Raw genomic sequence first — 12662 nt, 5'->3', positions numbered from 1 at the left:
GTTTTTCCCCTTTTGTATTATATTTTATGTTTCCTTGTTCTGTCATCACTTTATTTTTTAATAATTACTGCTTTTTTATTAAATATTCTTTTAAAATCTTCAATATTCATTTTGTATGAAACACCTTGATTTATAGGTTATGCATCAAGCAAAAAAACTTGACGTATTATTTAAAATATAGTTTTAATAAACAAATCTTTGGAATAAACTTCTAAGGATTTTTTCTTTTATTTCTTTTTATCAAATAAAAACGTACCGCCGTTTTGTTTTAGTTCCATCTGTTGCTTTTCGGGATAAAACCTGATCTTCACGCCGTAATTATCGAATTTAAACTGATGATCTCCTGCATATTCGAGGGGGAATTCGGGCTGGCCGGTTCCCTGGGCAAACAGTCCGTCATTTTTCACAAAAATTTTAAGTCCCAGCGGAATATCTTTTGACGTATAATCGCCGACGTATTTCTGCAAATCTGCAACGCTGATTTTCGGACCGAAAGTCGGCATTTCAAAGGGTTGATTATACAAAATACTCAGGATATCAATAACGAAAGTATTGGCTCCTATGCGGTCTGCATTCAGTGAATAAGAAATTGACAGATCATCTTCGCCGTTATAGATCATCAGCGAGTTGGTTCCGTAGGTTCCGCCGCTGTGGCCCACAAAAATCTTGGTGTTAAAAGGTACGATAGCAAGTCCCCGTCCGAATTTATCGTCCTGTGGCATCATGGCAGCAAGGCTTTCTTCGGAAACGAGCTTCCCGGCAAATAAAGTATTGATAATGATATTCAGATTGGTCGGTGTTGTTGCGATATCGCCTACGCCAACGATATTATTAAAGTTGAAATCTTTTACAGGTTCCCACCGGTTGGCATAGCTGTATGGAAGAAAAACATCGGTGGGTTTCTGACTCGCCGTATAGAATTTCTTAAGCTGTAATAGCGTAACAATATATTCCTTCAGGTTTTCGGCGTACGGTTTTTTACTTATTTTTTCAAGAATTTTCGCTAAAAGATAATAGCCGGAATTGGAATACTGTGTTTTGGTTCCGGGTTCAAAAAGCGATCCCTGCTCAATAATATGATTCATGATCTGCTCTTCCGAAACCTTCTCCGTCAGCCATTTCATCGTATCTTTTCCCATGATGTAATCGCCAAGTCCTGAGGTGTGGCTCAGCATCTGCGAGATCGTTATTTTTTCGGCGTTCGGGATTTCAGGATAAAATTTTGACAGGCGATCGTTAAGGTTTAGTTGATTTTTTTCAATCAGCTTAAAGATCATGATGGCCGTCATTGTTTTGGTGATCGAGCCGATCTGAAAAGTTTCTTTTCCCTTCTGAAACTGCGGAAGTTTATTTTCGCCGAAATTCCTTTTATAAATTTCTTTTCCGTCTTTAAAAATTGAAATTTCACCGGCCTCCGCATTGTTTTTTTCGAGGTAAGAAATAAAGCTTTCAATTTTTTGCAGGCTTTCGTTCATATTCGCAGACAGGTTCAATATTTCAGGTTTCAGTGCTGCACTGTTCTTTTTATCATAAGGCTCAAGAACCAAAGGGAAAATCTGTCCTCTCTGGACAAATTGCCCGGAAATCTTTCCATCATCAAATTTCCCTTTATAAAATGCGCCGATAGACGAGAGCTCTAAAATCAATTCTGGGTCAGTAAAAGTTATTTTATCCACAGGAATCCCTTCAGCAGCCTGTAGAGGACTATCCATCGTAGCCGTGTAAACTTCTTTCTCCCGGCTGATGTTAAAAATAAGAGGAAGCTTGTTCCCCTGTAAGTCTAATTCTCCCTTCCATGATCCTGAGATATTCTGGGCAAAAAGATTCTGAGAAACAGCAATCAGGGCCGTTAAAATGAATAAAAGTGTGGTTTTCATAGTGAGTAATTATTTAAAATTTGGCGGTAAAACACGCCTGCTTTGAATTAAGTAAAGATAATCTTTTTAACCTAGTTAGGCCATAAAAGTGTGTTCTGTGTTACGGTAACAGTCTACTTCACTCGGGTAAAGGTCTACTTCACAATGGTAACATTCTACTTCATAACGGTAACGGTCTACTTCACTACGGTAACAGTCTACTTCACTATGGTAACGGTCTACTTCACAATGGTAACATTCTACTTCACTACGGTAACAGTCTACTTTACTATGGTAACAGTCTACTTCACTATGGTAACGGTCAACTTCACTACGGTAACAATCTACTTCCGTTGGGTAACGGCTTACTTCGATTTGGTAATAAACCAATTAATTTATATTTAAAGCAAGGTTAATTAAGAAATTAAAACTTAAATCCTTAATGTTAAAATAAAAATTGTATTCTTAGCCTGTTAAAAAGGACGAAGAATTTTTCGTTTATCTCTCCCAAGCTTAATTTTTCTGAACTAAAATAAACTTTGTTTATTCTTAACTTTTACCACCGCAGAAGCTTCTGCTCGCTTTCGATAATTAAAGCTATCATCAATAAACGATGTTGTAAAAAAAAATCTTAATTTCTTAATGTTAAAAATAGAGCTTATTTATCAAGGATTCCCCGTATCTTGTTGGCATTGGAGATCAGCTCTTCCAGGTAATCAAAGTTTTCTTTTTCCAGCGCCGATTTGAATTTTCTTAATTGCGAAATATGTTCATTTAAAACATCAAGAACATTTTCCCTGTTTTGTTTAAAGATGGGAACCCACATTTCCGGATGCGACTTCGCCAGACGTACGGTACTAGAAAACCCCGAGCTGGCCAGCTGGAAGATCGTTTCTTCCTCGCGTTCTTTTTCTAAAACGGTATTGGCGAGTGCATAAGAGGTAATGTGCGAAATATGTGAAATATAGGCCGTATGCACATCGTGGTCGTCCGCATTCATGTAGATGAGGTGCATATCCAGGTTTTTTGCAACGTCCTCAACTAATTTAAGGGCATCTTCCGCAGATTCTTCACGGTTGCAGATGACACCCGCTTTTCCTGCAAAACTTTCTGAAACGGCAGATTTGGGACCGCTGTTTTCGGTTCCCCACATCGGGTGAAAAGCCACAAATCTCGATCTCTTAGGATGATGCTCCACAGCATGTACGATTCCCGCCTTGGTAGAGCCGGTATCCATGACGGTCTGGTGATCAGAGATCAGGTCTAAAACCCGGGGCAATATTTTTCTCGCGGCATCTACCGGGATCGCCAGAATAACGAGATCGGCATTTCTGATCCCGTCTTCGAAATCTGCTTTTTCATCAATGATCTTTAAATCCAGCGCTTCATGAAGATGTTCCGTGCTGTTGTCTATTCCGTAAATAAAATCGGCGATGCCTTTCTGTCTTAGTTTTAAAGCAATCGAACCTCCGATCAATCCTACGCCTATAATACTTATTTTCATCTGTTAAATTTTAAAAATAAAAAACCCCGCCCAGGGGACGAGGTGATGTTATATATTCATGAAATCCTTATCCCAGAGATGAGCTAAAAATTCCGTAATAATATGTTCCGATGTTGGTAATCACAGGGCGAAGATAGAGAATTTTTTTCAAAAAGTGAATAGTGAATTTAAAAGTCAATTCACTTCGTTGTCAATTTGCTTTGCAGTCAATAATTTCATGTGAATTTAAAAAATTGACCATTGACGTGCGAAGCAAAATTCACCATTCACTTTTTTACGGATTGCTGATGATCAGCGTAGAAGGAATGTCCGAAAGCCATAGGCTTTTGGTGTCGATCAGGCTTTTCCAGCTTTTACTGCTGATCAGCATAAGGTCCTGGGAAGTAAGAAAGTCTTTCTCGATCTTCTTCTCATTATATAAAGTGATGTGATTGGGCGCTACCTGTTCGATGCTTCTGATGAGTTCTTTTATTTCAATATTGCTCCTGATCTGTCCGGCCACATCAAGAATGATGATTTGGGAATTGTTGTTGTTGATCAGCCTTTTGGCATATTCTAGAAGGTAAAAATCACTCAGGTTAAAGATGGGAACGAATACTTTATCGGCAGAAATGAAGCTCTTGTCCACCATTATGCCGACCGGAATATTGGTTTTGTCCAGGATCTGCAGGGTAAAATCATCAAAAGGGGAGTTGTTGAATATATTTCCTTTTCCTTTTACGGTATTGAGAAGTTTTTCAGGATTGATGATTTTCGTGGTAAATCCTAAAAGCCTTCCGAGCAGGCTTCCTTCATACATTGATTTCCCCAGCATGATCAGAAGAAGATCATAATTTCCTTTGTTTGAAATATTCGTAAGATCACTTTCGATATCCGTTGACGCTTTAAAAAGAGTCGTGATTTTCAACTGAAGGTCCTGGGAAGTATCGATTACATTTCTGAACTGTTCATTCTCATATTCATTGATATCGTAAGCATGCATTTCGTTGACTGGCGCAATATTCATCGCGGTAATGCTCTTATTGGCATTCATTTTTTTGGTAAAGTCATGGGCAATCTTCAGCAGGGTGCTTCCGGATTCGGGATTATCAAAAGAAAGCAAAACCTTGTATTTAGCATCATTTTGGTCTTTATGCTCTTCTTCTGTCTTTTTAGATTTAAAAATAAAGTTGATGAAATCGAGTGCAGGCCCTGTCATGAACGTAGTAAATAGCGCCATAATCACCATCATGGCAAAGATTTCCGGGCTTAGAACTCCCAGATCATAGCCAATATTCAGAACGATTAACTCCATTAATCCTCTCGTATTCATCAGTGCTCCGATAGTGAGACTTTCTTTCCAGTTGATCCCTAAAAATTTAGCGGTCAGTGCGCTTCCTGCAAACTTTCCTACGACAGCAGTAAGGATAATAAACCCTGCCGTGATCCAGAGATGTTCATCATTTAATAATCCTATCTGCGTACGAAGCCCCGTAAATACGAAGAACAAAGGAAGCAAAAGGACGAGCGCGACATCTTCTACCTTATCGATAAACATCGTCCGGAATTTTGCATTTTCCGGCATGATGGCTCCGGCCATAAAAGCTCCGAAAAGTGCATGAATACCGATAACTTCTGTAGTATAAGCTGACAGTATTAACGTTAAAAAAAAGATCGCCACCATCGGTTTGTTAATGCTGTTTTTCCCCGCCTGAAGATCTCCGATTCTTTTTAAAAATGGCCTTACGATCTTTATCATGAAAAATACATAGCCGACCGCCATTAAGATCACATAAATCGAACTGGCAAAAGATCCTGCTTTTACGATAGCAATTACGGCTGCCAGAATACACCATGCCGTAATATCATCGGCTGCGGCACAGGTAATGACAACCGTTCCGAGTTTCGTTTTCTGAAGATTCCTTTCCTGAACGATTCTTGCCAGTACAGGAAACGCCGTAATGCTCATCGCAATCGCAATGAATAAAGCAAAAGAAGTAAACTGAATTCCGTCGGGAGCAAATTCTTTGTAAATGAAGTAGGATAAACCTATTCCCAAAGCAAAAGGAATGATGATACTGGCGTGGCTGATGACAACAGCGTCATGTGCTTTTTTTCTCAATACACTCAGATCGAGTTCCATTCCCACGATGTACATGAAAAGAATAAGGCCGATCTGGCTCAGAAACTGCAGGTTTCCTAATGATTCTTTCGGAAAAAGAAAAGCAGAGAATTCCGGAAAGTACATTCCTACAAGTGACGGACCTAAAACAATCCCTGCAATCATCTCACCAATAACGGAAGGCTGCTTGATCTTGATACAGATCCATCCAAAGAGTCTTGCTACAAGAATAATCGTTACAATCTGAGCAAGTAATAATGCCAGCGGATGATGCAAATTCGTTTTGAAAGATTCCAGAAAATTATCCCAGGTAGAGCTGTGATTGGTTTTGATGACAATATTTTCTCCGGCTTCCAGCGTTTGCCCTTCAATGATGAAAATGTAGATCAAAAACGAAAAAGCAGCAATGGTAGCGATATAGAAAATAATATTTCTGTATTTGCCAAAGTTCATAATTCCGATATTTTACGCAAAGTTGATAAGAATATCCTTATGATAAAACGTATTCTTTTTTAAATGTAATGAAAGCAATAAATAATGCAGCGAAACTTATTTTCCGAAGAGTTCCGAAAGCCTTTTTCTGTAAGTTTCCCCGACCTGGAGCTTCAGAAAGCTGTCGGGTTCAGCAGGAATGGTGGTGATGATCTCGTTGGCAGAAAAAACTTTGATGAAAGAGACCGCGATAATTTCCTTTTTATTGACCTGAATAAAGTCCTTGTCAGGAAGCATTTCCAGGAGATTTTTAAAGTTGAGGTTTTTTAAAACAAGATTACTGCCGTCTTTCAGGATGAGATCTTTGTCACGACTGTCTATTTCCGAGGTTTTAATGTGAGCGATCTGATCGGTAAAAATAACGGTCTTGCCTATATTGGTGTTCCATTCGATAAAGTCTTTTCTCTGACTGTTCTGAACGATCTGTTTTGCCTTTTCAAACGCCTGGACGAGCCGTTCCTTTTTAATCGGTTTCCTGACATAATCCACTACATTGAGGTCGAATGCTTCTGCAGCATACTCTTTATAAGCTGTTGTGAAAATAATTTTCTTAGAATCTGAAATCATTTCGGCAACCTGAAGACCGCTCATTCCCGGCATTTCTATGTCAAGGATACACACATCGCAGTCGATATCCCCGATTTCATTGAGGAAGATTTTAGGATCGTTGAATACTTTTATGACCTCAACCTCTTCGATCTGCTCGCACAGAAGTTTCAGATAGCTTATTGCGAGTAATTCATCGTCAAGAATAACGCATTTTATCATAGAATTCTCCGAGATTTATGGTTAGCTCTGCCGTAAAAATACCGTTTTTTAAACTTTTATGAAGGGAATAGTGATTGTTGTAGATCATTTTCAGCCGCTGGTCCAGCGACTGGCTTCCGAACCCGCTTTTTTCTTTCTCAAGCGCGTTTTTAAGGGATGCTTTATTGCTGACTTTCATGGAAAAGATTCCCTGCTGCAGTTCCAGCTGAATAGAGATAAATGAATCTGTGGCAAGAAAATCCGTATGCTTAAAGGCGTTTTCGATAAGATCTACGGAAATAAGCGGTGCGAAAACTTTCTCTTCGTTCAGCGGATCAGATTTATCAATTTTAGATTTAATCCTGAAATCAAAAAGCGGATTGACCTTTATTTTATTGATCTCAATAAGACTTAAGGCAAAATTCAGCTCTTCTTTAGGGCTTACGAATTTGTTGTTGCTTTCATAAAGGATATAATCGAGCACATTGGCCAGTTTGTCCAGAGACATATAGGTCTGATACGCATGCGACTGTACCGAATTTAAGATGTTCTTGAATAAATGCGGGTTCAGCTTGGTGCCGATATGTTCGAGCTGAACTTCATTAAGGCGTTGTTCAATCATTTTATTAGCCTCCGAAAGCCGGGCATTTCTGCGCTTGAAATTTTGGTTCTGGCTGAACAGATAAATGCTCAACGTCAGAAAAAAGAAAATAGCAAAAACCCCGATGAATATCAGGTAATCATGAATCATGTAGTAATTGCCTCCCATTTTTCGGAACGTGTTATTTGAGCTTTTTAAGCGAAGTCATCGTTGCCTGTTCTTCACATTTCTCAAATGTAATTTCGTAGGTGGGATTATTTTCCGGATAGGTTAAAAGATAATCCGGACAAGGCTTTTTCTGGGCATGACTTCTGTCGAAATCGATTTTTCCTTGGGTAATAATACTGTCTTTGAGGAATTTTTCATTAACATTTGATGCAGACATTTCGGCTTTAAACTGGTCGGTATACGTAAAGTCTTTCGATAATGTTTCTGCGATCACACGGCTGTTGGGAAGATATCCGCTGCAGCTTGCGCCTTTTTTGTTTAAAATAAAAAATACGATAATAAGTCCCGGAATAAGACCTATCATATAGAATTTGAGTTTTTTCATTAGAAGATTAAAAGATTGATATCATGGTAGGTAAGTCCGAAACGGTCGCAGATGATTTTCTTTGTGTGTCGGCCTTTATACATATACAGGCTCTGTTTCATTTCATTTTTCCGGACCAGCATATTTTCAAAGCCACCTTCTTCGTCATAGTGCAATATATAGGAAAGAAAGAAATTGGAAATAGCCTTGGTGGTCGTTCTCGGCATTCTTGAGGTAAGATTCGGAAGTCCGCAGTGGATGACACCGTGTTTGATGATGTAGGGATCTTCCATGGTCGTGAGTTCGGAGGTTTCGATCACTTTTCCGTTGTCGATGGTAATATCAATGATGACGCTGCCTTTTTTCATTTTCATGACCATATCTTCGGTTACAATCGGGGTCATATTAAGTCTTGGCAAGGCGCCGATCACGACGTCGGCTCTTCGTAAAGCTTTTTTTAATTCTTTAGGATCGATAATGGAGGTCGGAACACGGCTGTCGACCAATGTGTGAAGCCTTCTCAGTTTAGATAATGAATTGTCGAACACCCTTACACTTGCACCAAGTCCTATAGCTGCTTTCGTGGCAAATTCTCCTACAATTCCTGCACCCAGTACGACAACTTCGGCCGGCCTTACGCCTGTAATTCCTCCCAGCATGAGCCCGTTTGATAGCGCTAACAGTTCTGAGGCATACAAAATAGAAACGGTTCCCGCAATTTCACCTACAAGCCTTACCAAAGCCAGTTGTTTATATTCATCGACGATAAATTCAAAAGCGATGGCGTTTACTTTTTTCTCGGCCAGTTTAAGGAAATAATCTTTATCTCTCAGATTGATCTGGAGTGCAGAAACAAGATACGTGTTGGGACGCATATAGTCGATTTCTTCGTCCGTTGGCGGATTCACTTTCAGGATGAGATCCTGCGAAAAAGCTTCTCTGGGATCATTCGTGACTTTCGCTCCCGACTCGGAATACTGCAGATCTGTAAAAAAAGAACCGAGGCCGGCTCCGGATTCTATAATGATTTCATGACCACTTTCTACCAGAACCTGTACAGCATCCGGCGTGATGCAGGCTCTTCTTTCGTTCAGGGAAGTTTCCTTAGGGATTCCTATGCTGAACTGTTTCCCTTTTTTGATGACCTCCAGCTTTTCTTCTTTCGGCATCAGTTCCTCTTCGGTAAAAGGAGTAAAAATATTTGTAGTACTCATCCTTTAAATTAATTAAATTCTTACAGACTGTTATTTACATTCAATTTCAGAAACAAAGATACATAATATTTAGTCGAATGAGATTTCTCTCTGCTCACCGGTGTTTACAATACTCATTTCGTGGTACTTCAGTCCGTATAGATCATCTTCATAGACTTCAGGCCATTCTATAATGCACAGGAAAGCGTTGTCGAGATATTCCTCAATGCCGATATCATATACTTCATCGATGTTTTTTAAGCGATAAAGATCAAAATGAAAAACCTTTCCCTTCGGAGTGCTGTATTCGTTCACAATTGAATACGTCGGAGAGCTTACTTCGTCGCTGCTTCCCAGTTCTTTAAGTAAAAATTGACTGAAAGTGGTTTTCCCGGCACCGAGATTGCCTTTTAAAAGCAGGATGTTGTGTTTGAGTTCGGGAACTATTCTTTCAACAATTCCCTGCCAGTCTTCGATACCTTTTATTGTAAACTGCATACCTTTATTTTAATGCAAAAATAGATAATGTAAGTGATTTAGTAATCAAAATTTTAGCAATATTCTTTATGATACCTGTCCTTACGGGTACAGGAATTCTACTTAAAATACCTATTTTTACATCATGATTTCCAAGCAGACCATCGATAAAATATTCTCAACGATCCGTGTAGAAGAGATCGTGGGAGAATATGTGCAGCTGAAAAGGGCGGGGTCTAATTACAAAGGGCTCAGTCCGTTTCATGACGAGAAAACCCCGAGCTTCGTGGTTTCTGCCAGCAAGCAGATCTGGAAAGATTTCTCCACCGGAAAGGGAGGAACGGCGATCTCATTTCTTATGGAAATTGAAAACTTCACCTATCCGGAAGCGCTTCGTCATGCCGCTAAAAAATACGGAATCGAGATCGAAGAAGATCAGCGCGAGTTTTCTGAGGAAGCCAAACAGGCACATACGGAAAGGGATCTTCTGTATAAGATCCATGAAGTGGCCAATAATTATTTCCAGGAAATACTCTGGGATTCGGACGAAGGCAGATCGATCGGGCTTTCTTATTTCAAGGAACGGGAGCTGAAGGATGATATCATTAAAAAATTCCAGCTCGGATATTCTCCTGAAAAGAAAAATGCATTCACAGAATATGCCTTAGAAAAAGGCTATGCTAAAGAAATTCTTGAAAAATCAGGACTTTCCATCTTTCCCGAAAACACACCTTCCGGGGTCGATCGTTTTCGTGAAAGGGTAATTTTCCCTATTCACAGTTTTTCCGGAAGAGTTTTGGGGTTCGGGGCAAGAATTCTTAAGAATAACGTCAAAACGGCTAAGTACCTCAATTCTCCTGAGACGGAAATTTATCATAAATCCAATGTTCTTTACGGATTAAACCAAAGCAAGCAGGCGATTTCCAGAAAAAATGTCTGTCTTTTGGTGGAAGGCTATATGGATGTGATCTCGCTTCACATGTCGGGAATCGAAAATGTTGTTGCGAGCTCAGGGACTTCTCTTACGACAGAGCAGATCAAATTAATAAAAAGACTTACGGAAAATGTTACCATTCTTTTTGATGGGGATAATGCGGGGATAAAAGCAAGTTTCCGAAGCATCGATATGTTGCTGACGGAAGGTATGAATATCAGGGTATTGCTGTTCCCGGACGGCGACGATCCCGATTCATTTGCCAGAAAGCATCCGCAGGAATATGTTGAAAAATTCATTGAAAACCAGGCCATGGATTTCATTGATTTTAAAGCGGAAATCCTGCTGAAAGAAGTAGGAAACGATCCGATTAAAAAAGCGGAAGCCATCCGTGATATCGTCAAATCGGTGTCATTTGTTCAGAACGCCCTGAAAAGAGAGGTGTATCTGAAAGAAGTTTCCAATAAATTCGGATTGTCTGAGCAGAGTCTTTTCAATGAGCTGGATGTCCAGAAGCAGATTACCCAGACCAAGACCAGCCATGTTCAGCAGCCTAAAGAAAATGCAGCTCCGAAAATGGAGCTTGTTCCGCCGGATGAAGAGAAAGAAGATCCTTTTCTGTATGATGTGCTGTTTATGGAAAATAAACTGGTGGATCATATGCTGATGTTTGGAGATATTGTGCTGAAAAGGAAAAATGAAAAACAGGAGGAATATGAGATTACGGTGATTGAAGAAATTCTCCATCATTTTGAAGAAGAGCAGTATCAATGTTTAGTGAAAGAAAATGAAATCATCATCAATCAGGTAAAGGAAGGAATTCAGAAAGATGAGCTCAGGAGCGGAAATTTCTTTGTGTCATTTATGGATGAAGAGATTACCACAAAGGTGGTTGATGCCCTGATCCCCATGGATGAGCTTGAAAACTGGGCCTCCAGGAATATCTATCCTCCCAACTATGGAGATAAGGTAGAAGATCAGATCAGAGGAGATGTTCTACTGCATAAATATAGATACATCGATTATGTGATCAAAGAAACATCGAAACAACTCGACCAGTACAGGGATACGGATGAAGTAAAGTATTATGAACTGATCAAAAAGATCACTTTACTGAAACAGGCTTCCATCCAGTTGAGCAATATGATCGAATATTCTCCGATTAAAGGGATTTATGCTGGCCGCAGCAGATAAGCGCAGTCATACTTTTATGCCTTTCTGTGACAAAAAGTCCTATAATATTTTAGGAATAAAAGTTGTAACTTAAACTTTGTAAAAATTTAATAATACCTAATAGAAATATGGACATTAAAAAAGAATTCAGAGATTTCTCTGTAAAGCATTTAGGAAACAGCGGTCTGGCTACCGATCAGTATATGGGAATGTATGGCCCTACGAACCTTACGCCGTACATCATGGAAGAAAGAAGATTAAACGTGGCACAGATGGACGTATTCTCACGTCTGATGATGGACCGAATCATCTTCCTTGGAACAGGAATCGACGACCAGGTGGCGAATATCGTAACCGCACAGCTTCTGTTCCTCGAAAGTGCAGATCCTTCGAAAGATATTCAGATTTACATCAACTCGCCGGGAGGTAGCGTGTACGCAGGATTAGGGATCTATGACACAATGCAGATCATCAAGCCGGATGTGGCGACCATCTGTACAGGAATTGCCGCTTCTATGGGAGCCGTTCTTCTGGTTGCCGGTGAAAAAGGAAAACGTTCAGCCCTGAAACACTCAAGAGTAATGATTCACCAGCCATCCGGAGGTGCGCAGGGGGTAGCTTCCGATATGGAGATCAACCTGAGAGAGATGCTGAAACTTAAAAAAGAATTGTACGAAATCATCTCCGAACATTCAGGACAAACCTACGAATGGGTGGAGAAAGCGTCAGACAGAGATTACTGGATGACCTCCGAAGAAGCCAAAGGTTTCGGGATGGTAGACGAAGTTTTACAGAGATCGAAAGACAAGAAATAATTTCTTTTCTCAGAGAAATCAGACCGCATCAGTTTTGGTGCGGTTTCTTATTTTTATCAGGAGCTGGTTCCGGCTATCCACTCTTACTCCTCGCGCCGGCGCTGTCCCCCTGCAAAGGCCCTCTCTTTCCTTCCCCTTGCTGTGGGGTAACCGTTTCTATCCGGGCTAGGATAGTCGTTATCGTTATAAATTCTATTTCAAATGAGAGAAATTTTGTAATGTTGATCAACAGGAATG

11 protein-coding genes are annotated in these 12662 nt (G+C 39.9%); 2 read left to right on the top strand and 9 right to left on the bottom strand.

Annotation, left to right across the window (positions count from 1 at the left end):
* Window positions 1-227: 227 nt before the first annotated feature.
* The 9 genes from AC0N32_RS12315 to tsaE form a co-directional block, all read right to left on the bottom strand.
* The gene (locus tag AC0N32_RS12315) at window positions 228-1877 is read right to left on the bottom strand and encodes a serine hydrolase domain-containing protein (RefSeq protein ID WP_476394156.1); all 1650 of its coding nucleotides are present in this window, start codon (window positions 1875-1877) and stop codon (window positions 228-230) included.
* A gap of 75 nt (window positions 1878-1952) precedes the next feature.
* The gene (locus AC0N32_RS12310) at window positions 1953-2246 is read right to left on the bottom strand and encodes a hypothetical protein (protein WP_476394155.1); all 294 of its coding nucleotides are present in this window, start codon (window positions 2244-2246) and stop codon (window positions 1953-1955) included.
* A gap of 268 nt (window positions 2247-2514) precedes the next feature.
* Entirely contained in the window at window positions 2515-3360 is an 846-nt protein-coding gene (locus AC0N32_RS12305) for a prephenate dehydrogenase (RefSeq protein WP_476394154.1), read from the bottom strand.
* Between the two features lie 274 nt (window positions 3361-3634).
* On the bottom strand, window positions 3635-5914 hold the full coding sequence (locus AC0N32_RS12300) for a cation:proton antiporter (RefSeq protein ID WP_476394153.1): 2280 nt from the start codon (window positions 5912-5914) through the stop codon (window positions 3635-3637).
* A 96-nt stretch (window positions 5915-6010) separates the two neighbouring features.
* Complete coding sequence (locus AC0N32_RS12295) at window positions 6011-6721, bottom strand: LytR/AlgR family response regulator transcription factor (RefSeq protein ID WP_476394152.1); 711 nt, start codon at window positions 6719-6721, stop codon at window positions 6011-6013.
* A complete protein-coding gene (locus tag AC0N32_RS12290) occupies window positions 6699-7469 on the bottom strand; it encodes a sensor histidine kinase (RefSeq protein ID WP_476394151.1) in 771 nt (256 codons plus the stop codon). The genes AC0N32_RS12295 and AC0N32_RS12290 overlap by 23 nt, the downstream gene beginning before the upstream one ends.
* 13 nt (window positions 7470-7482) lie before the next feature.
* Window positions 7483-7854 (bottom strand): hypothetical protein, encoded by a 372-nt coding sequence (locus tag AC0N32_RS12285; protein ID WP_476394150.1) that lies wholly within the window; start codon window positions 7852-7854, stop codon window positions 7483-7485.
* Window positions 7854-9047: an alanine dehydrogenase gene (locus AC0N32_RS12280; RefSeq protein WP_476394149.1), complete on the bottom strand. Its 1194-nt coding sequence runs from the start codon at window positions 9045-9047 to the stop codon at window positions 7854-7856. Before AC0N32_RS12280 ends, AC0N32_RS12285 begins: the two co-directional genes overlap by 1 nt.
* Before the next feature lie 69 nt (window positions 9048-9116).
* Window positions 9117-9524 (bottom strand): tRNA (adenosine(37)-N6)-threonylcarbamoyltransferase complex ATPase subunit type 1 TsaE, encoded by a 408-nt coding sequence (tsaE, locus tag AC0N32_RS12275; protein ID WP_476394148.1) that lies wholly within the window; start codon window positions 9522-9524, stop codon window positions 9117-9119.
* Window positions 9525-9648: 124 nt separating this feature from the next.
* Between tsaE and dnaG the strand changes: the two genes are divergently transcribed.
* The gene (gene dnaG / locus AC0N32_RS12270; protein ID WP_476394147.1) at window positions 9649-11631 is read left to right on the top strand and encodes a DNA primase; all 1983 of its coding nucleotides are present in this window, start codon (window positions 9649-9651) and stop codon (window positions 11629-11631) included.
* A 107-nt stretch (window positions 11632-11738) separates the two neighbouring features.
* Window positions 11739-12425: an ATP-dependent Clp endopeptidase proteolytic subunit ClpP gene (clpP, locus tag AC0N32_RS12265; RefSeq protein WP_089999356.1), complete on the top strand. Its 687-nt coding sequence runs from the start codon at window positions 11739-11741 to the stop codon at window positions 12423-12425.
* The last annotated feature ends 237 nt before the right edge of the window (window positions 12426-12662 follow it).

The organism is Chryseobacterium endophyticum, assembly GCF_056333165.1.
Note: the sequence above shows the minus strand (reverse complement) of the source record. Positions and strands in the feature narration are given on the sequence as shown.